Source organism: Candidatus Eisenbacteria bacterium (assembly GCA_020847735.1).
Lineage (GTDB): Bacteria > Eisenbacteria > RBG-16-71-46 > RBG-16-71-46 > RBG-16-71-46 > CAIXRL01.
The window spans coordinates 15533-36096 of sequence record JADLBL010000014.1; the positions used below are offsets into that span (position 1 = coordinate 15533).

Genomic DNA, 20564 nt, shown 5'->3' on the forward strand with positions numbered 1-20564 from the left:
TCCGGCTCCAAGCCCAAGGATTTCACGGGACTTAAGGTCGCGACCTCCAGTGGCTTCTTCAATCTCGGACAAACGACAACGCCAGATGCTCGCGGTGCTCCTCGGGGCGTTCGCCGTCCTCGCGACCGCCAGCATCGCCACCTTCCATGTCCCGCTCGAGGGCGAGGCCCCGTGGCGGACCGCGAACGCCTGCGGTCCGGTGGGCGCGGCGCTCGCCTACGGGCTCGTCTGGATCTTCGGGCGCGCCGCGGCGTTCGGAGTGCCGCTGCTCGCGCTGGTGTGGAGCTGGAACCGGCTTCGCAACCGGCCCGCGCCGCCGCTCGTCGCCACGAGCGCGATGGGCGTGCTGCTGGTCTTCGAGATCTGCGCTCTCTTCGGCCTCGCCGGGCTCGACCGCTGGACCTGGGCGGGAGCGTGGGGGCTCGCGGGGGCGCTCGCGCTGCAGGCTTCGCTCGGGCACATGGGCTCCTGGATCACGGCCGGCGCGTTGCTCCTGCTCTCCGTGCTGGCGGCGAGCGAGATGGGCTTTCACTGGATCGGGCGGCTCGCGCACGGACTGGTGCTGAGCCCGGCCCGCGGCCTCGCCGGCGGGATCGGCGGCGCATTCACCCGCTGGCGCGACGCCCGCGCCGAGTCCGCGCGCCGCGCCGCGAAGAGCGGCGCCCGGGAGGCGCGCGGCCGCAGGTCGAAGACGGCCGGCGGCGCCGAGGTCACCGCCTCGTCCGCGCCCGCGCCGAAGATCGACACGCCCGCGTCCGCGCCTGCGGTGCCGGCTGCCGCCGCGACGCAGCTCGAGCTTCCTGCACCGCCGCCCGTCATCAAGAAGGCGGTGGCGCCCAGGCCGCGGCCGCTCGAGGCCGAGCGCCCGACCGGACCCGCGCCGACCGAGGCGCTGCCGCCGCTCAGCCTGCTCGAGCTGCCGAAGCAGCCCGAGGATCTGGTGACGGCCGCCGACCTGACCGCGCAGGCCAACCTGCTCGTCTCCAAGCTCGGGGACTTCGGCATCCAGGGCCGCGTGACCGAGATCCATCCGGGTCCGGTCGTGACGATGTTCGAGTTCGAACCCGCGGCGGGCGTCAAGGTGAACTCGATCGTGGCGCTCGAGGACGACCTGGCGCTGGCGCTGCGGGCCAGCCGCATTCGCGTCATCGCCCCGCTCCCGGGCAAGGGCACCGTCGGGGTGGAAATCCCGAACCCGAGGCGGCGGACGGTGTATCTGCGCGAGGTGCTCTCCTCGCAGGCGTACGACCAGAGCGACGCGGCGCTCAAGGTGCCGCTGGGCGTGGATGTGAACGGTCAGCCGTTCGTGGCCGACCTGACCCGGATGCCGCACGTGCTGGTCGCGGGCTCGACCGGCGCGGGCAAGAGCGTGTGCCTGAACTCGGTCATCACCGGCCTGCTCTTCCAGCACGACCCGTCGTCGCTGCAACTGGTGATGATCGACCCGAAGATGGTCGAGCTGTCCATGTTCAACGGCGTGCCGCACCTGGTCTGGCCGGTCGTGACCGACGCGAAGGTGGCCTCGAAGACGCTGCGCAAGATGGTCGGCGAGATGGAGACGCGCTACAAGCTGCTGGCGGGCTGCGGCGCGCGGAACATCGACACCTACAACGAGCGCGTCGCCGAGGGAAAGCTGCCGCCGCCCGAGAACGGGCAGCGCCCGCCGCAGCGGCTCGGCTACGTGGTCGTCATCATCGACGAGCTGGCCGACCTGATGCTCACCGCCCCGGCCGAGATCGAGGAGCCGATCGCGCGGCTCGCGCAGATGGCCCGCGCCGTCGGCATCCACCTCGTGCTCGCCACGCAGCGCCCCTCGGTGGACGTCATCACCGGCGTCATCAAGGCGAACTTCCCGTCGCGCATCGCCTTCCGCGTCGCCTCGAAGACCGATTCGCGGACCGTGCTCGACATGAACGGCGCCGAGAACCTGCTCGGCATGGGGGACATGCTGTTCCTGCCGATGGGCAAGTCCGAGCCCGTGCGCGTGCACGGCGGTTTCGTTTCCGAGGAGGAGACGGCGCGCGTCGTGGATTTCTGGAGGGCCAAGGCCGCCGCGCTCGCAGCCCCGCCACCCCCGCCGCTGGCGACCGACGTGAACGCGCCGCTGGACGAGGAGGAGGAGGAGGAAGGCGACGGATTCATGGACGACGAGCTCGTGCCCGAGGCGGCGCGCCTCGTGGTCATGCACAACCAGGGTTCCACCTCGCTGCTGCAGCGGCGCCTCAAGGTGGGCTACTCGCGCGCGGGCCGGCTGATGGACCAGCTCGAGCAGCTCGGGGTGGTGGGACCGTTCAACGGCAGCAAGGCGCGCGACGTGCTGGTGGACCAGCACTGGCTGCAGCAGAAGGGGTTCGAGTGACGAAGTCCGGCCGCGCCGGAGCGCCGGCGCTCGCGTTCGTGACCCTGGGCTGCCCGAAGAACACGGTGGACTCCGAACACATGCTCGGCGCGCTCGTGCAGGACGGCTTCCGCACCGTCGCCGACGTGGCCGAGGCCGACGTCGCGGTCGTCAACACCTGCGCGTTCCTGCAGAGCGCGGTTCGCGAATCGAAGGACGCGATCGCCCGCGTGGCCGAGCTCAAGGCGTCCGGGCGGCTGCGGGCGCTGATCGTCACCGGCTGCCTCGCCCAGCGCGCGGGCGCTTCGCTGCTCGAGGAGTTCCCCGGAGTGGACGCGGTGCTCGGCACCGGCCACTGGAAGGACATCGTCTCGGCGGCGCGCCATTGCCTGAGCGGCTCGCGCGAGCGGATCGTCGACACCTCGTATCCGGGCGGCGCCGTGGACCAGCTGACGCCGCGGGCGCTCAGCACCCCGCGCCACATCGCCTACCTCAAGATCAGCGAGGGCTGCGACCACCGCTGCACGTTCTGCATCATCCCGCGCCTGCGCGGAGACCAGAAGAGCCGCACGATCGAGTCGCTGGTCGCCGAAGCGGAACAACTCGCCGCCCTCGGCGTCCGGGAGCTGAACCTGATCGGCCAGGACACGACCGGTTACGGCACCGACCTGCCCGGCCGGCCGGCGCTCGCCGAACTGCTCGCCGCCCTCGACGCGGTGGAGGGGCTCCACTGGATCCGGGTCCAGTACACCTACCCGCGGCTCTGGGACGACCGGCTGATCTCGACCTGGGCGAACGCGCGGCGGGTCGTGCCGTACGTGGACATGCCGCTCCAGCACATCGCGCAGGACCTGCTGCGCCGGATGGGCCGCGCCATGACCGAAACCCAGACCCGCGAGCTGGTGCGGAGGATCAAGCGGGGCATTCCGGGCGTGGCGTTCCGCACCAACTTCATCGTAGGCTTCCCCGGCGAAACGACCGAGCACTTCGAGACCCTCCTGCGCTACGTCGAGGAGGAGCCGTTCGACAACCTCGTGGTGTTCGGCTACGAACGCGAGCCGGAAACGCCCTCGCACGCCATGGAACCGCGCGTCCCGTACGCGACCCGGCGCTCGCGGCGGGCGCGGCTGCTCGCGCTGCAGCAGCGCCTTTCGCACGACCGGCTGACGCGCCGCATCGGCGAGCGGCTGACGGTGATGGTGGACGGTCCCGCGCCCGGGACCGGGCGCGGGGGGCCTTCGCAGTGGGCCGCCCGCACGGCGGGCTCGGCCTTCGAAGTGGACGGTGGAGTGGTGGTGGAGGGGGAGAACCTCGTTCCAGGGCAGCTCGCGACGGTGCGCGTCACCGGGGCGGCCGCCTACGATCTGTTCGCGCGGGTGGAGCGGCCTGCCGAGCCCGCGCTCAACATCCTGCCGTGCTGAAGGGGACCTTCCGGATGCGTGCACGCCTGGCTGCCCTGCTGTTCGCGGCGCTGGCTCTCGGGGCCGTCGCGACGGCCGCCGATGCGAAGCGGTTCCGGTACGCCAGCGGGCCCAAGGCGCCCGCGGACTCCGCGCTCGCGGTCGCGAACCCGTACCTCGATCCCGTGGTGCGCTCGCGCGGCCCGCGTGTGCCGTACACGAACCTGCAGCTCGCCGGCTTCGTCGCCGACAGCGCCATCTCGGCGGGTCTCGCGGGCGCCCCGCTCGAGTCCGGCGTGCGCGTCGTCGTCGCGCCCACGCACGACCACTCGCTGAACTTCCTGATCGAGGACGCACTCGTCGAGCAGCTCACGCGCCGCGGGCTGCAGGTCGTGATCCGCCGCACGCCGATCCCCGACGACAGCCTCGCGACGCTTTTCGCCGGAGCGGGCGACCCGATCGTCGAGTACACGCTCGCCTCGGTGAAGGTCACCTACCTGCGGCTCGTGGGCTTCCTGCCGGGACGGGTGAAGATCGAGCGGCAGGTGCTGGTGCAGGGCACGCTCGGCCTGCGGGAGCCCGTGGGCTCGCGCGTGCTGTGGAGCAACCGTTTCGCGCAGAACTTCGTGGACCGCTTCAGCCGCTCGCAGGTCGCGCTGGTCGAGGACCCGCAGCGCCCCGAACTCAAGGACACGCCGCCGTCGCGGAACGTGGACAAGGTGTTCGAACCGGTGCTGGTCGTGGCGGTCGTCGGCGGGCTGGTCGCCTTGTTCTTCCAGAACCGGCCGTGAGCGGCGGTTCGCTTCGCTCCCCGGAGGGAGGTCGGGTGTTTCGTTCCGTTCGCACCGCGCTCGCGGGGGCCGTGTTCGCGGCGCTGCTGGCCGGCTGCGGCGCCGCTGTCGTGCCGCAGATCATGAACGACGCGAGCCGCCTGCCGCTGGCACGCCAGCTCTACGACAAGGGCGACTACACGCTCGCCGCCCAGGTGCTCTCGTCCTACGCGCAGTCCGGCGCCGGCAACGCGGACATCGACGAGGCGGTCTACCTGCTCGGCCTGACCTACCTGCGCCAGCGGGACTGGGCGAACGCGCAGGTCCAGTTCGAGCGCGTGCTGCGTGAGTACCCCGAAAGCGACAGCGCGTCGTCGGCCTCCTACCAGCTCGGCGAGGCGCTGTTCGGCCAGTCGCGCAAGTCGGACTTCGACCAGGAGTTCACGCTCAAGGCGCTCGGGCAGTGGCAGGAGTTCGAGAAGAGCTGGCCGGCGAGCCCGTACACGTCCCTCGCGCGCGAACGCATCGGCGAATGCCGCGCGCGACTCGCGCGCAAGCTGTGGCGAACCGGCGACCTGTACCTCAAGCAGGCGTACTACGCGCCGGCCAAGCTGTACTTCCGCAGCGTCATCGAGCAGTACTCGGACACCCCCCTGTACGGCGACGCGCTCATCGGCCTCGCGCTCGCCGACGCGCGGCTCGGCCAGAAGGACAGCGCGCTGACCGTGCTGCGCGGCCTCGTCACCGACTTCGCCGGCAAGCCGCTCGGCGAGCAGGCCGGCAAGGCGCTGCGCAAGGTCGAGAAGTGGCCCGCCGAGGGCGATCGGCGGGGGAAGCGGCACCGGATGATCGAGCCCTCGCAGACCCCGGCGCCCGTGACGCCCAGCTCGACCGGCGGGATCTCGGGAACGCCGTGACCGCGGCGCGACGCCCGCGGCTCGCCGGAGTCCGCCGGCTGGGAGTGTTCGGCGGAACCTTCGATCCCCCGCACGTCGGCCACCTCGCGCTCGCCGAACGGGCCCGCGAGGAGTTGCGGCTCGATCGCGTGCTGTTCGTTCCCGCCGGCACGCCGCCGCACAAGTCGGCCGCGCGCGCGAGCGTCGCGCATCGCCTCGCCATGACGCGCGCCGCCGTGCGCGGCAACCCGGCATTCGCGCTGTCCACGATCGAGACCCGGCGCGCGGGCCCGTCGTACACCGCCGACACCCTTGCGGCGATCGCGCGCGCGCACCCGCGCGCCCGGCTGTTCCTGCTGATGGGCGCCGACATGTACGCGACGTTCGACTCGTGGGCGCGGCCGGACGAGATCGCGGCCCTCGCGACCCTGGTGGTGGCGCTGCGGCCCGGCGTGAAGCCGCCGCGGGACTCGCGCGCCGCGACGCGCGGGCGGGGAGTGCGCCGGCTCTCGAACCCGGCCCTCGAGGTGTCCTCGAGCGCCCTGCGGACCGTGGCCGCGCGCGGCCGGTCGCTGCGCTACCTCGTGCCCGACGCGGTCGCGCGCTACGTCGCGAAGCACCGCCTGTACCGGCGGAGCCGATGACCTACCGGCCGGCCGAGTACTGGGAGCGGACGCTCGCGGAGCAGTTCGACCTGCGCGGCACCGGCGAGCCCGGGCTGTCGCTCGCCTACAACCGCGCCTGCTACGCGCTGCGCCGCCAGGTGCTCGACGGCGCGCTCGCCGGCGCCGGGCTCGATCCGAGAGGGAAGCGGGTGCTCGACGTCGGCTGCGGCACCGGCTTCTGGACCGCCTACTACACCGGCCGCGGCGCGAACTACACGGGGCTCGACATCGCGCCGACCAGCATCGCGAAGCTGCGAGCGGCCTACCCGGACGCGCGCTTCGTGCTCGCGGACGTCGGTGAAGCCGAGATCGAGGGCACCTACGACCTCGTCAACGTCTTCGACGTGCTCTATCACGTCACCGACGACGCGAGGTGGGAGTCCGCGTTGACCCGCCTCGCGCGCGCGGTGGCTTCCGGCGGAGCGCTGCTCGTCACCGATCTCTTCAGCGCGCCGGCGGGCCTCGCCGAGCACAACAAGATGCGGCCGCTCGAACGCTACCGCGCCGTGCTCGATGCGAGCGGCGCGCGCTTCGAGCTCGCGCCGCTCGTGCCCACCCACGTGCTGCTGAACCGCCACCTCGGCTTCTGGCGGTTCCTGAACCGGTTCCCCGGCCTGCTGCTGGCCATGGACCGGACGCTGCTCGCGCTGGGCGCGAGACCCGGGCGCGGCACGAACCGCCTGCTGGTGGCGAAGCGCCTCGGGTAGTACCGCCGCGCCCGCGGTGCCGGCGCGGCGCGCACCGCCGCCTCGCCTCCGGGGACCGGGCGCGCCGGGGGGCGGCCCGGCCGACCGCGAACGCGGCCGGTTGACGCCCCGCCATCCCGGCGGCGAGAGTCCCACGCCATGCCCCGCCTCGTCGTCCTCGACGCGCTCGGTCTCGTCTACCGTGCCTACTACGCGTTCATCGGCCGGCCGCTGCGCAACAGCCGCGGCGAAAACACGTCGGCCATCTTCGGCTTCGCGAACACCGCGCTCAAGCTCCGGCGCGAGCTGAGCCCCGACCTGTGGGCGCTCGCGTGGGACGGTCCCGGCCCCACGTTCCGCCACGAGCTCTACCCGGAGTACAAGGCCCACCGGCCGCCCATGCCGGACGATCTGCACTCGCAGCTCGACCCGATCGAACATCTCGCGCGGGCCATCGGCCTGCCGGTGATCGAGCAGTCGGGCATGGAGGCGGACGACGTGATGGGGACGCTCGCGCGCGCCGGCGCGGCGGCCGGTTACGACGTGGTGCTCGTGACGGGCGACAAGGACATGCTGCAGCTCGTGAACGACCGCGTGCTCGTGCTCGCGCCCCAGGGCAAGGGCGACGACCTGAAGGCGATGACGGCCGACGAGGTGCGGGCCCGGTGGGGGGTGGGTCCCGAGCGCATTCGCGACGTGCTCGCGCTGATGGGCGACTCGTCGGACAACATCCCGGGCGTGCCCGGCGTCGGCGAGAAGACCGCGGTGGAGCTGCTGGGCCGCTTCGGTTCGCTCGAGGAACTCTACGGGCGGCTCGCCGAGGTGACGAAGCCGGCGCTCAAGGCCCGGCTCGAGGCGAACCGCGAGCTGGCGCTGCTGTCGCGCGAACTCGCGACCATCCGCACGGACCTCGACCTCGGCCTCACGCTCGACGAGCTCGCCGTCGCGCCCATCCGGCGCGACGAGCTGCTGGCGTTCGCGCAGCACTGGGAGGTGCGCCGGCTCGAGGCGGTCGCGCGCGAGCAGGGGGTCGCGGACGGGGAGGCGGGGGCGCCGGTCGCGGCGCGTCCGGCCGGGCGACGCGGCACGGCCGCCGAGCAGCGCGAGGAGCCGCCGCCGGGGCCGGCTTCGCTCGCCGCGGAGTTCGGCCGTCCCGGCATCGCGCCGCCCGCGACGCCGCTGCCGGCGGTGCTTGTGCGCGCCGCGCAGGGCGACCTGTTCACCGCCGCCGCCGAGGCGGACGGCGGTGTCTCGCTCGCCGCCCTCGAGGCGAAGGTGCACGAAGTCCGCGCGCGCGGGCTGCACGGCGTCGCGGTCGTACCGGTCTTCACCGGCGACGCCGCGCGACACGCCGCCCTGGTCGGAATCGCGCTCGCTTCGCGCGACGGCCGGACGGCCTACCTGCCGCTCGCGCACGAGGCCGGCCCCAACTTCACGCTCGCGCAGGCCCGGTCGTGGCTGGGGATGCTGTTCGCCGACGCCACGGCCGGCAAGGTCGCGCACGACCTGAAGCGCGACACGCACGTGCTGGCCGCCCACCAGCTGCCGCTCGCGGGCGGGGTGTTCGATCTGCACCTCGGCTCGTTCCTTTGCGACCCGGCGCGCGAGCACTCGCTCGAGGCGCTGGCGCGCGACGTGCTCGGCGTCGAGCTGGCGCCGCTCGAACCGGCGGCGCGCGGGCGCGCCCGCACCGGGCCGGGGGCGCTGCCGGTCGGCGTCGTCGCGGACGCAGCCGAACGCCGCGCGGCCGCCTGCTTCCCGCTCGCCGACGCGCTGCGCGCCCAGCTCGAGGCCCGCGAGCAGTGGTCGCTCTACGAGAAGCTCGAGCACCCGCTCATCGAGGTTCTGGTGGCGATGGAGAGCGCCGGCATCGCACTCGACGCCGGCGTGCTCGCCACGCAGTCGGCTTCCGCCGCGGCCGGGATCGCGGAGCTGGAGGCGAAACTGCACGAGCTGGCCGGTGAGCCCATCAACCTCGCGAGCGGGCCGCAGCTCGGCCGGCTGCTGTTCGAGAAGCTGAAGCTGCCGGCGAGCAAGCGGACCAAGACCGGCTGGTCCACGGACTCCGAAGTGCTCGAGGGCCTGGCGGCGAGCCACGACTTTCCGCGCCTGCTGCTCGAGTGGCGCGCGCTCGCCAAGCTCAAGTCCACCTATCTCGACGCCCTGCCGCTGGCGGTGGACCCGGCCGACGGTCGCGTGCACACGACCTTCGAGCAGACCGGCGCCGCCACCGGGCGGCTCGCTTCGCTCGACCCGAATCTGCAGAACATTCCCATCCGCACGCCCCTCGGCCGCGCGATCCGGCGCGCGTTCGTCGCGGCGCCCGGTTGCGAGCTCGTCGGCGCCGACTATTCGCAGATCGAGCTGCGCGTCATGGCGCATCTCTCGGGTGATCCCGGCCTGCTCGAGGCGTTCCGCGCCGGCGAGGACGTGCACGCCGCGACCGCCCGCCGCATCTTCAAGGTCGCCGGCGAAGTTCCGGCGGAGCTGCGCTCGCGCGCCAAGGTCGTCAACTTCGGCGTCATGTACGGCATGGGCTCGCGCAGCCTCGCGCAGCAGATGGGCATCGAGCTCAAGGAGGCGAAGGAATTCATCGACGGCTACTTCACCGCCTACGCGGGCGTGCGCCGCTACCTCGACCGCACGCTCGAGGAGGCGCGCGAGCGGGGCTATGTCCAGACGCTGCTGGGCCGCCGCCGCTGGCTGCCGCAGTTGCGCGGCGGCGGCATGGAGCGCTCGATGGCCGAGCGCGTCGCCATCAACACGCCGATCCAGGGATCGGCGGCCGACCTCGTCAAGCTGGCGATGCTGCGCGTGCACGCCGCGCTCGGCCGCAGCGGCACGGGCGCCCGGCTGCTGCTGCAGGTGCACGACGAGCTGCTGATCGAAGCGCCGGCCGCCGCGGCCGAGCGCGTCGGGGCGCTGGTCCGGCGCGAAATGGAAGGCTGCTTCGAGCTCTCGGTGCCGCTCACGGTTTCGCTCGGGCGGGGTGCGACGTGGTACGACGTGCACTGACCGCGGACGCCGCCCCGTCGGGCCGTGGCGGTCGCGGTCCCGCGAACGCCCCGGCCCGGGGAACGGGGACGCCATGACGCACGCCCCGGAGTCCCGGCAACCCGGGCGGCCCCGCCGCGCGCCGGCTTCCGACGGACTGCTCATCGTCGGCCTCGTCGGCCGCGCCGGCAGCGGCAAGAGCACCGTCGCCGCGGCGCTCGCGGCGCGCGGCGCGCTCGTGCTCGACGCCGACCGCATCGGGCACGAGGTCACCGATACCGATCCGGCGGTGCGCGAGGAAATGCTGAGCGAGTTCGGCCCGGCGGTCTACCTCGACGACGGCCGGCTCAATCGCCGCCTCGTCGCCGCACGCGTGTTCGCCGACGCGCGCGCGCTCGAGTGGCTGAACGGCCTCGTGCACCCGCGCATCCTGCGCCGGCTGCGCGATCGGCTCGCGGCCCTGCCCGCCGAGGGTCACCGCGGGCCGGTCGTGATCGACGCCGCGCTGATGCTCGACTGGGCGTTCGAGCGCGAGTGCGACGCGGTGATCGCGGTCGTCGCGCCCGAGGAGGCGCAGGTCGAGCGGCTGGTGCGCGCACGCGGCTGGAGCGAGGCCGAAGCCAGGCGCCGGCTCGCGGCCCAGCGGACGAACGCGTCCTTCGCGGCCGCCGCCGACGAGGTGATCGACAACCGCGGCAGCGAGTCCGCGCTGGCGACCGCGGCGGCCGAGGCCCTCGAGCGGCTCCGGCAGGCGCGGTCGGGCCGCCTCAATTAGAAGAGGGCGCCGGCCGGGGGTTTCGCCGCCCCCGGGGGTGGTGAGAAGATTGAGCCATGCACGAGCCCGCGACCCGCTCCGGCCCCCTCGCCCGCCTGCGCGCGCGCCTGAGCGCGTGGGCCCGGCGCGCGTTCGGCCGGCCGGCGCCCGGCGGGCCGCGGCCCGCCGGGGCGGAGGATGGGCCCGCGCAGGACGCCGCGTCCGCCCTGGCGCTCGCGCTGGCGGAGCGTTCTCCGGAGGTGCGGCTCGGCAAGCTGCGCGCGGCGCTGGCGCTCTGCGAACGGCTGCCCGGGGCGGCGGGCGACGTCATGGTGATGGAGGCGTCCCTGCACCTGGGCGAGCGGCTGCGCGCGATCGGCGAGAGCGACGAGGCCGCGGCCCACCTGCGCCGGGCGATCGAGCGATCGTTCCGCGTGCCGGATCCGACCGGGCGCCAGCGCCGGGCCGGCGCGCTTTCGCGCCTCGCGATCCTCGATCAGGAATCGGGCGACCTGGCGGGGGCGCGCCGACGCTACGAGGAGGCGCTCTCGCTCGGAGGGGACGCGGAGGGACCGCTGCTGCTGGGCATGCTGACGCAGGCGGCCTTCAACCTCGGGCTGCTGCACAGCGAAACCGGCGACGACGAGGGCGCGGCGCTCGTCTGGGAGCGCGCGATCGAACTGGGTTCCCGCGCGGCGCACCCGAGCGGCTGGGATCCCGCCGGACTCGCCGCCTTCAACCTCGGCCACCTCTACGCACGCCGCGGGGACGCGGCGCGTGCGCGCGAGCGGCTCGAGGACGTCGGCCGCATCACCGAGCCCGGCGGCACGCCGCTCGGGCTCATGGCGTCGGCCAAGGCGGCGCTCGCCCTGGCCTCGATGGCCGAGCGCGAGGGGCTGCTCGGGGAATCGGACGCCGCGCGCCACTACCGACGCGCGATCGAACTCGGCCGCGCCTGCGGGCTCGCCGACGGCGCGCTCGCCGCGGCGCAGGCGGCCATCGGCCTCGGCGAGCAGGCGCTCGCCGCGGGCCGGCACGCCGAGTCGCTTCCGCACTACCGCGAGGCGCAGGCGCTGGCGGCGGACTGCGAGCCGGACGCGCGGGAACGTTTCGAAGTGCTGGCCGGCATGCGCATCGGACAGTCGCTGGGCGAAGCCGGCGAGCGCGAGGCCGCCGCGCAGCATCTCGCGGCCGCGTTCGCGCGGGGCCGCGGGCATGCCGAGGCGTCGGTGCGCGAGCTTGCGGCGCAGGCCGCGTGCACGCTGCACCGGGTGCTGTGCGGACTCGATCGCTGGGAGGAGGCGGGCCGGCTCGCGGCCGAAGCCGAGGCCTTCAGCGCGACCATCGCCACCCCGACGGGCAGGGCGCTGTCGGCCGCGGCGGCCTACGCGCGCGCCTTCGGGCGACTGCACGCGGGCGATGCGAAGGGGGCTCGCGGCGAGCTGGAGGGAATCGCGGCGACCGCCTTCTCGAGCGGCACGCCGGTGGGCGAGCGAATCGGACTCGACGCGTTGCTGCTCGCCGGCCACCTCGACCGGCAGGCCGGCCGGCACGAACGCGCGCTGGAACGATTCCGCGAGGCGGGCGCGAGACTGCGCGAGCGTCACGACCCGGAAGCGGACGCGATGGCGGCGATGGCCCTGGCCAGCGCCGGGCACTGCCTGCTCGCGCTCGAGCGGGAGTTCGAAGCGGGGAACACCTACGAGCGCGCGCTCGCCCGGGGCCGCTCGAGCGGACTCGGGGCCGGACGTGCGGCCGCGGCCAACGCCGCGCTCAACCTCGCCTCGCTCGCGGAAGGCGCGCGGCGGCGGGAACTGTTCGAGGTGGCGGGAGCGCTCGGGCGCTCGAGCGGCACTCCGCTCGGTCGCGAGTGCGCGAAGGCGGCCGAGCGGGGCCTGCGCGAGGGCGAAGGCGGCGGCGGGGACGACAGCGGGGACTGAGCCGCCGCGTGCGGTCCGCTTTTCGCGGCGCGGGTTCTTCGCTAAGGTGCATCGCCCGCGACACCCGCGCACTCCTTCCCGGACCCACGAGCCATGCTGACCTCCGCCGAACTGCGCAAGCGCCTCGAGCAGACCCGCGACCGTCTCGCGGGGCTGCGGAGGTACCTTTGACGTCGAGGGCTGCGCGCGCGACGTGACCGCCTTCGAGGCGAAGATGGCCGAGCCCGGCTTCTGGGACCGGCCCGAGGACGCGCAGAAGGTCGTCGCGCGCCTCAAGACGGCCAAGCGCACGCTGGACGACTGGGGCGGGCGCGATTCGGCGCAACGCAATCTCTCCGAGTTGCTGGAACTGGCCGAGGCCGAGGGCGACGAGGCGATGCTCGGCGAGGTCGAGAAGGAACTCGGGGCGCTCGAGGCGCAGGTCGCGGACCTCGAAACCCGCAGCCTGCTCTCGGGCCCGCACGACCAGCTCGGCGCGATCGTGATCATCCATCCCGGCGCCGGCGGCACCGAGTCGCAGGACTGGGCCGAAATGCTCATGCGCATGTACCAGCGCTGGGCCGAGCGTCGGGGCTACCCGGTCTCGATCCTCGACTACCAGGCCGGTGACGAGGCGGGCATCAAGGACGCGACACTCGCGATCGACGGCGAATACGCCTACGGCTATCTCAAGGCCGAGTCGGGCGTGCACCGTCTGGTCCGCATCTCGCCCTACGACGCGAACGCGCGCCGGCACACCTCGTTCTCCAGCATTTCGGTGCTGCCGATGCTGGACGACACCATCAAGGTCGAGATCGCGCCCGGCGATTTGCGCATCGACACCATGCGCGCCGGCGGCGCGGGCGGCCAGCACGTCAACAAGACGGAGTCCGCGGTCCGCATCACGCACCTGCCGAGCGGGATCGTCGTCCAGTCGCAGGCCGAACGCAGCCAGCACCGCAACAAGGACGCGGCCATGAAGATCCTCATGGCGCGCCTGTTCGTGCTGAAGGAGCAGGAGGCCCGGGCCAAGACCGACGCGCTCGCCGGCCCGAAGAAGGACATCGACTTCGGCAGCCAGATCCGTTCGTACGTGCTGCAGCCCTACACGATGGCGAACGATCACCGCACCGAGACGAAGATCGGCGACGTGCACGGGGTGCTGGACGGCGGCATCGATCCGTTCATCGACGCGTGGCTCAAGGCCCAGCAGCCGAGCAAGGAGAACGCATGATCCCCGGCCACATCTTCCGCGAGTACGACATTCGAGGACTGCACGCGACCGAGCTGACGGACGAGACGGCGGAAGCCGTGGGGCGGGCCTTCGCGACGATTCTGCGCCGCGAAGGCGGCGCACGCGCCGCCCTCGGCCGCGACGTGCGGCCGAGCAGCGTGCGGCTCGCCGCCGCGGCCGAGAGGGGCATGCTCGCCGCCGGGCTGCACGTCGAGCGCGTCGGCACGGTGCCGACGCCGGCGCTCTATTACGCCGTCGCCGCCCGCGGCCTTGACGGAGGCATGCAGATCACCGGCAGCCACAATCCGCCGGAGTTCAACGGCTTCAAGATGACGAAGCGGAAGCTGCCGCTCTACGGCGCCGAGATCCAGCAGATGCGGGAGAGGATCGCTTCGGGCGATCTCGACTTGGGGCAGGGAGGCTGGTCGGACCGGCCGATCCTCGACGAGTACCGCGCGATGCTGATCGAGCGCTGCCGCAGCCCGCGGGGGCTGCGCGTGGTCATGGATTGCGGCAACGGCTGCGCGGGCACCGTGGTGCCGCAGGTGTTCGAGCGCATGGGTCACACGGTGCACCCGCTGTTCGCCGAGCTGGACGGCACGTTTCCCAACCACCTGCCCGACCCGACGGTCCCGGCGCTGCTCGTGGACCTGCAGAAGAAGGTGGCGGAAACGGGCGCCGACTTCGGCATCGGATTCGACGGCGATGCCGATCGCATCGGAGCGGTCACCGGCTCGGGACGCATCGTCTGGGGCGACCAGCTGCTGGCGCTGTTCGCGCGCGACGTGCTCGCCCGCGTGCCCGGGGCCGAGATCATCTTCGACGTGAAGTGCTCGCAGGCGCTGGCGGAGGACATCGCCGCGCACGGCGGCCGGCCCGTGATGTGGAAGACCGGCCATTCGCTGATCAAGAAGCGGCTGCACGAGACCGGCGCCCCGATCGCGGGCGAGATGAGCGGGCACATGTTCTTCAACGAGGGCTTCTTCGGCTTCGACGACGCGCTGTTCGCGGCGGGGCGGCTGCTGCGCTACGTCGCCTCGACCGGCCGGAGCCTCGACGAGCTGGTCGCCAGCCTGCCGCAGTACTGCTCCACGCCCGAGACCCGGCTCGAGTGCCCCGAGGAGCGGAAGTTCCAGATCCCCGAGGAGATGAAGCGGGAGTTCGCCGGCCGCTACCGGGTGATCGACATTGACGGCGCGCGCGTCGAGTTCGGCGACGGCTGGGGCCTGGTGCGCGCGTCCAACACGCAGCCGGTCGTCGTCGTGCGCTTCGAGGCGCGGACTCCGGAACGCCTCGCCGAGATCCAGGCGTCCATGATGGAGCCGCTGCGCCGCCTCGGCGTCGGCGCCGAGAAGGCGCACTGACGTCGCGGCGCGCGTCCCGGCCGCTGCCGCGCGCGTTCTACGCCCGCGATCCGGTGGTCGTGGCGCGCGCGCTGCTCGGCCGGGTGCTCGAGTGTGATCTCGGGCGCGAGCGCGTCGCCGGCCGGATCGTCGAGGTCGAGGCGTATCGCGGCGAAAGCGACCCGGCGAGCCACGCCTTTCGGGGCGAGACGCCGCGCACCCGGGTGATGTTCGGGCCCGCGGGCCACGCGTATGTCTACTTCACCTACGGAATGCACCACTGCCTGAACATCGTCTGCGGACGAACGGGCACGGCGGCCGCGGTCCTGGTGCGGGCGCTGGAACCGCTCGAAGGGCTGGCTCTGGCCCGGGAGCGGCGCGGAATCCGGGAAACCGAACGTCTCATGCGCGGCCCGGGCTGCGTCGCGAAGGCGCTCGGGCTGACGCGCGAGCACAGCGGTCTCGACCTGGTGCACGGCCCCCTGCGCGTGACCGCGGCCGCGCCCGTGCGCACGGGCAGGCGGGTGGTCGCGGGCGTGCGCGTCGGGATCCGGGTCGGGCTCGATCGTCGCTGGCGTTTCTGGCTCGAAGGCCATCCCTGTGTCTCTGGCCCGGGGCGTCCGCGTCGCGGGCGACGGGGTCGCGCGACTCCACCGTTGACACCCTCGCGCGCGCGTCCCTAGTATCCCGCTCCCTGTTCCGCACCGTTCGTTGACCGTGCGTGACCCTCACCGGATGGTGGGCCCGTCCACCGTCCGCACGGTGACGTCCGTCCTCGCGTCCATCGGTTGAAAGGAGTGCCATGAGCCCGTCACGCAGGGTTCTGACGAAAGCGCTTGCCCTCGGCCTCGCTGCCGCCGCCCTCGTGGCCGGAGCCGCGAGGGCCCAGTTCTACGATCCGGCGCTTCGCTCGCTCGACCTCGTGACGGACGTGGCCCGCAGCCCGCGCCTGCAGGGCATGGGCGGACTTTCGCTGGTGATTCCCGATCGCGACAACCGGATCACGCTCTGGGACTTCGCGAACAGCCCGCTCGGCGCCTTCGGCCAGGACTCGACCGGAAGCATGGAGATCCGGCCGTCGGCCGGCTCCGCTTCGGACGTGCACGGCATGCCCACGGGTTTCGGTGAGCGCCAGCATCTCGCCGGCCGCACGACCAGCCTGCAGTTCGAGTCCTTCTACAGGGACCACAAAGCCTCGGCCTACGGCGCGGTGGGCGTGCTGAACTCGCTTCGCAGGGACGCGCCGTATTCCGACGGACTCGAACAGCGGCGGGCCGTGGGCCTGCCGGAGATCATGCCGATCTTCAACGGCGCGTTTCCCTACTTCGGCGGGGGCAGGCTGCGCTACGCGCTGCGTCTTCGCTTCGGCGGCGAGCATCAGCTCGACCAGTACCGCACGATCACGACGAACCCGAACGGCCAGTTCCTGTCCCTGGATGGCACGACCGTGCCCACGCCGGTCTTCTTCGTCCCCGACGAGTACCGCGTGAACACGTCGGGAATCGGAGCAGGGCTCTCGTACGCGCTCGGGACCGGCACCGTGCTGGCCCTGGGGATGGACGCCGTGGATCAGCGGATCAAAGGCTCGAACAACTCCGACCGCTACTCGGCCGAGCGGCGCGAGAAGCGTCCCTACACGATCGGCCAGGCCTCGATCATCGGCCGGCTCGGCGAGGCGATCGAATACGGCGTGGACGGACGCGCCTGGCGGGCGAACTCCGAGGAGAGCTGGTATTTCACGATCTCCGCTGGCGTCGGCGCCGACCCGCTCGTCGGCCGCGGCAAGCTGCTCGAGCGCGAGGAGGAGGGATCCGCGCTCAGGAGCCGCGTGCGCGTCACCGCGGGCAATCTCGAACTGGGCGGCGGCTTCTGGACTCGCGCGAGCAAGGTCGGGATCACCCCGCCGGACAACAGCGATCCGACTTCCTTCAACCGGTTCCTCAACCAGGTCTACTACCGGCAGAACGCCGACTCGCTGGCGATGCCCGACAGCGTCGTCGCCAACGAAATCCGCGAGTACGCCTGGGGATATGGCGTCGGCGCCTCGCTGCGGGGAAGGAAGACCCTCCTGGGCGCCGAGTTCCACTGGTCCAGGGACCTGTACGACGAATGGATTTCCGGACTCGGGCCCAGGTCGCTCGCCTGGGACGTTCGGGCGGGGCTGGAGTACGCGTGCACGAGCATGCTGACGGGCCGGTTGGGCTACGGCTACCGCTGGTGGGACCGGGACGACTTCGTGCGCCAGAACGAGTTCAAGGGAAACTCCGCGAGCATGGGGCTGGGCGTGCACCCGAGCGGCACCTCGTGGAGCTTCGAAGGCGCGTGGACCTTCGCCTGGCACCAGAGCGATTTCGGCGACCCGACCCTGGCGCACGGCACGCGGCAGCGGGTCTCGAGTCAGGTGCGCTGGGACTTCTGATCCGGCGGAACGGGCGCCGGCAGACCCGACGAAAAAACTCGTTGACGTTTGGCCGGGGCTTCTCGATAGTACGTGGCGACCGGGCGGTGGGCACCGCCGCGAACGGTAAACGTTCGTGTCCCCAGGGTGCCCCGATCGCAGGCAGGAGATGGACCGCCGCGACCCTACTTACCGCGCCGACGTCACTCAATGGCTCCGCCGGCCTCGAACGTGGTTCCCGCTCCGCGTGTGGAACCCGCGGCTCGCGAACGAGTTGAACCCGGGAAATGCGTTGACACATTCTTTCGGAGTTGGCACCTTGTGGCGGATTTTTCCAACAACCGTCAAGTGGTCTTCACGATGAGGGTCGAGTCCCATGCTGACTAACGCCGGGCGTATCCTCGTGACCTCGTGGGTCACGGCGTTCGTGCTGGCGCTTGCGCTCCCCGCGCATGCCCAGCAGAAGCCCGCGACCGGCACTCCGGCCCGACCGGCGACTCCCGCTCCGGCCGGCGCGCCGGCCGCCGCGGTCGGAAAGGTCGCGGGGCAGGTGACCGAGAAGGGTCAGCCCGTCGCCTACGCCAACGTGATCATCCTCGGCACGCGGCTGGGGACCATGACCGACGAGAACGGCAACTTCTCGATTCCCGGCGTCGCGGTCGGCAGCTACCAGGTCAAGATGATGGCGACCGGCTACGACCCCGTCATCCAGCAGGTGCAGGTCAACGCCGGCGCGACCTCGACGGTCCATTTCACGGTCGGCGCCCAGAAGGTCGTGAAGCAGATCGACGAGATCGAGGTTCGCGCCGAGAAGCGCATCGACACTAAGTCGTCCAGCACGAAGGCCAGCATCTCGGCCGAGAAACTGCGCGAGATCCCGGTGGACAACCTGAGCCAGGCGATCGCGACCAAGGCCGGCATCGTCGCGCAGGGCGGGGAACTGCACTTCCGGGGCGGCCGGGGCGGCGAGGTGAAGTTCCAGTTCGACGGCGTCGAGGCCACCGATCCCGCGTTCGGCGGCAACGCCGGCATCGCGAGCCTGGCCGTCGCCGGCACCGACGTGCTCTCGGGCGGTTTCGACGCCGAGTACGGCAACGCCCTCTCGGGCGTCGTCAGCGTCAGCACGAAGGAGGGTGGCGAGCGGTTCGGCGGGGAAGTCCGCTGGGACACCGACCGCTACGGCGACCCGACCAAGACCTTCGACAACTTCGACCGGTTCACCTTCGGCTTCGGCGGGCCCACGCCGATCAAGAACCTCACCTACTTCGCGACCTACGAAGGCACGTTCCAGGACACGTACCTGCGCTCGTCGCTGACGAAGCCCACGCGCACGCTGCTCGACTTCATCCAGGTGGGCAACCGGCAGAGCAACCAGGTCAACACGAACTTCAAGCTCGCCTACCGCGCGAATCCCCGGAACAAGGTCACCTTCGAGACGATCAACAACCGCACGATCAGCACGCCGTACAACCACATGTGGAGCCGCCGCGGCTACGTGCAGGTGCTCTACGACACGACGCGCGCGATCGGGCAGCCGGACAGGCTGACCCCGCGCTACGGGGGATGGTCGGCGACCCGCACCGACTCGACCTACCAGTACGTGAACATGCCGGACCACATTCCGACGACGGACGACCGTTTCCAGCAGCTCACGGCGGTGTGGACGAACCAGGTGTCGGACAAGAGCGTGTGGACCAGCCGCCTTTCGAGCCTGACGTTCAACACCCTGTCGTCCGTCGGTCGCAAGGCGCCCTGGGAGTACGACATCCAGAGCCCGTTCTACTGGAGCGGCAACACGGTGTTCGGAACGGAGAACAACCCGTACTTCGCGACGCACGGCGACTACCCGCGGTACCTGAAGCGCCAGACCAACGTCTACAACCTCAAGACCGACTTCTCCACGCGCCGCTGGAAGCAGCACACGTGGAAGACCGGCATCGAGGCGAAGTACAACCGGGTCCAGAACCTCTCGCTGTTTTCGCCCAACTCCGAATCCAACGGCCTGCCGGGCGGCACGCGCTCGGACTTCGTGAACTACAACCCCGAAGGAGCCGCGTACCTGCAGGACCGGTGGGAGTTCGAGGGCCTCGTCCTCAACGCCGGCGTGCGCTTCGACCTGTTCTCGCCCGGCGACCAGATCGAGAGCATCTACCTGCGCAGCGGCCGGCGCTTCAAGCAGCAGTTCAGCCCGCGCCTCGGCATCGCCTACCCGGTTTCGGACCGGGATGTGCTGAGCTTCCACTACGGCTGGACCTACCAGACGCCGACCCGCACGTACATCTTCGAGAACCGCGGCATCAACTCGACCGTGAACGTCCGCGGCAATCCCGACCTCGAGCCGGAAACCAACATCGCCTACCAGGCCGGCGTGCAGCACCTGTTCTCGAAGGACATCTCGGGGACGTTCTCGGTGTTCTTCAAGGACATCTACGGCCTGATCACCGTGCGCCAGGAGCGCGACGAGTTCGGCAACCTGGTGAACGTGTATTTCAACGGCGACTACGCGTCGGCGCGCGGCTTCGAGGCCAGCCTGTCCAAGGCCTTCAGCCACAAGTTCTCGGCCGACATCAGCTACACCTACTCGATCGCCACCGGTGTCGCGTCGGACCCGAACTCGGCGCTGCAGTTCTTCAACGGCGGCCGGCTGTACCTGCCCATTTCCGAGCAGGCGCTCGACTGGGACCAGCGCAACACGGTGAACATCAACGCCACCGTGCGCGATCCCGGCAAGTGGGGCTTCCGGCTCCTGTGGTCGTACGGCTCCGGCTTCCCGTTCACGCCGGCGTTCCGCAACGATCGCCGTCCCGACCCGGTGCTGAACAACTCGCGCCGCCTGCCTTCCGAGTCGCGGCTGACGATCGACGGCGACAAGTTCTACCGGGTCTGGGGCCAGAACGTGACGTTGTTCGTGGACGCGAGAAACGTCCTGAGCGCCAAGAACATCAGCGGACTCAGCCAGGGGGCGTTCCCGAACCCTTACGTCAACGCGGCCGGTGACGACTACACCATCTACTACACCGAGACGGGTCGTGCGGGCGGCGCCTACCTGCAGGACATCAACGGCGACAACGTTCTCGACTGGGTGCCGGTCCGCGATCCGCGGGTCTTCGAGGAAGGCCGCGCCGTGCGCATGGGCATCAGCGTCACCTTCTAGTACCGGGTTTCGC

Annotated in this window: 14 protein-coding genes; all 14 read left to right on the plus strand. The window is 71.7% G+C overall.

The genetic code is table 11. The features are described from left to right. Positions 1 to 85: 85 nt before the first annotated feature. The 14 genes from IT347_05940 (at position 86) to IT347_06005 (ending at position 20551) form a co-directional block, all read left to right on the plus strand. Entirely contained in the window at positions 86 to 2359 is a 2274-nt protein-coding gene (locus IT347_05940; GenBank protein ID MCC6349116.1) for a DNA translocase FtsK 4TM domain-containing protein, read from the plus strand. Further along, on the plus strand, positions 2356 to 3759 hold the full coding sequence (gene rimO / locus IT347_05945; GenBank protein MCC6349117.1) for a 30S ribosomal protein S12 methylthiotransferase RimO: 1404 nt from the start codon (positions 2356 to 2358) through the stop codon (positions 3757 to 3759). Before IT347_05940 ends, rimO begins: the two co-directional genes overlap by 4 nt. A gap of 14 nt (positions 3760 to 3773) precedes the next feature. Next, positions 3774 to 4529 (plus strand): hypothetical protein, encoded by a 756-nt coding sequence (locus IT347_05950; GenBank protein ID MCC6349118.1) that lies wholly within the window; start codon positions 3774 to 3776, stop codon positions 4527 to 4529. A gap of 35 nt (positions 4530 to 4564) precedes the next feature. Then, positions 4565 to 5425, plus strand: coding sequence for an outer membrane protein assembly factor BamD (bamD, locus tag IT347_05955; GenBank protein ID MCC6349119.1), 861 nt, complete (start codon positions 4565 to 4567; stop codon positions 5423 to 5425). Then, positions 5422 to 6048 carry a nicotinate-nucleotide adenylyltransferase gene (locus IT347_05960; GenBank protein ID MCC6349120.1) on the plus strand — a complete coding sequence of 209 codons (627 nt, stop codon included), beginning with the start codon at positions 5422 to 5424 and terminating at the stop codon, positions 6046 to 6048. Before bamD ends, IT347_05960 begins: the two co-directional genes overlap by 4 nt. Next, the gene (locus IT347_05965; protein ID MCC6349121.1) at positions 6045 to 6776 is read left to right on the plus strand and encodes a class I SAM-dependent methyltransferase; all 732 of its coding nucleotides are present in this window, start codon (positions 6045 to 6047) and stop codon (positions 6774 to 6776) included. Before IT347_05960 ends, IT347_05965 begins: the two co-directional genes overlap by 4 nt. Before the next feature lie 138 nt (positions 6777 to 6914). Continuing rightward, a complete protein-coding gene (gene polA, locus IT347_05970) occupies positions 6915 to 9770 on the plus strand; it encodes a DNA polymerase I (protein MCC6349122.1) in 2856 nt (951 codons plus the stop codon). Positions 9771 to 9843: 73 nt separating this feature from the next. Beyond that, positions 9844 to 10524, plus strand: a complete 681-nt coding sequence (locus IT347_05975) for a dephospho-CoA kinase (protein MCC6349123.1) — start codon at positions 9844 to 9846, stop codon at positions 10522 to 10524. A gap of 56 nt (positions 10525 to 10580) precedes the next feature. After that, positions 10581 to 12443: a hypothetical protein gene (locus IT347_05980; protein MCC6349124.1), complete on the plus strand. Its 1863-nt coding sequence runs from the start codon at positions 10581 to 10583 to the stop codon at positions 12441 to 12443. 193 nt (positions 12444 to 12636) lie between these two features. Continuing rightward, positions 12637 to 13656 carry a peptide chain release factor 2 gene (gene prfB / locus IT347_05985; GenBank protein ID MCC6349125.1) on the plus strand — a complete coding sequence of 340 codons (1020 nt, stop codon included), beginning with the start codon at positions 12637 to 12639 and terminating at the stop codon, positions 13654 to 13656. Further along, positions 13653 to 15020 (plus strand): phosphomannomutase/phosphoglucomutase, encoded by a 1368-nt coding sequence (locus tag IT347_05990; GenBank protein ID MCC6349126.1) that lies wholly within the window; start codon positions 13653 to 13655, stop codon positions 15018 to 15020. The genes prfB and IT347_05990 overlap by 4 nt, the downstream gene beginning before the upstream one ends. After that, a complete protein-coding gene (locus IT347_05995; GenBank protein ID MCC6349127.1) occupies positions 15017 to 15682 on the plus strand; it encodes a DNA-3-methyladenine glycosylase in 666 nt (221 codons plus the stop codon). The genes IT347_05990 and IT347_05995 overlap by 4 nt, the downstream gene beginning before the upstream one ends. A 119-nt stretch (positions 15683 to 15801) precedes the next feature. Continuing rightward, complete coding sequence (locus IT347_06000; protein MCC6349128.1) at positions 15802 to 17418, plus strand: hypothetical protein; 1617 nt, start codon at positions 15802 to 15804, stop codon at positions 17416 to 17418. A 355-nt stretch (positions 17419 to 17773) separates the two neighbouring features. After that, positions 17774 to 20551 carry a TonB-dependent receptor gene (locus IT347_06005; GenBank protein MCC6349129.1) on the plus strand — a complete coding sequence of 926 codons (2778 nt, stop codon included), beginning with the start codon at positions 17774 to 17776 and terminating at the stop codon, positions 20549 to 20551. Positions 20552 to 20564: the final 13 nt, after the last annotated feature.

Bases quoted from the DNA above. Each gene is read 5' to 3' on its own strand.
- IT347_05940 (MCC6349116.1), top strand. From the start codon at position 86: ATGCTCGCGGTGCTCCTCGGGGCGTTCGCCGTCCTCGCGACCGCCAGC.
- IT347_05950 (MCC6349118.1), top strand. From the start codon at position 3,774: ATGCGTGCACGCCTGGCTGCCCTGCTGTTCGCGGCGCTGGCTCTCGGG.
- IT347_05965 (MCC6349121.1), top strand. From the start codon at position 6,045: ATGACCTACCGGCCGGCCGAGTACTGGGAGCGGACGCTCGCGGAGCAG.
- polA (MCC6349122.1), top strand. From the start codon at position 6,915: ATGCCCCGCCTCGTCGTCCTCGACGCGCTCGGTCTCGTCTACCGTGCC.
- IT347_05975 (MCC6349123.1), top strand. From the start codon at position 9,844: ATGACGCACGCCCCGGAGTCCCGGCAACCCGGGCGGCCCCGCCGCGCG.
- IT347_05980 (MCC6349124.1), top strand. From the start codon at position 10,581: ATGCACGAGCCCGCGACCCGCTCCGGCCCCCTCGCCCGCCTGCGCGCG.
- IT347_05990 (MCC6349126.1), top strand. From the start codon at position 13,653: ATGATCCCCGGCCACATCTTCCGCGAGTACGACATTCGAGGACTGCAC.
- IT347_06000 (MCC6349128.1), top strand. From the start codon at position 15,802: ATGAGCCCGTCACGCAGGGTTCTGACGAAAGCGCTTGCCCTCGGCCTC.
- IT347_06005 (MCC6349129.1), top strand. From the start codon at position 17,774: ATGCTGACTAACGCCGGGCGTATCCTCGTGACCTCGTGGGTCACGGCG.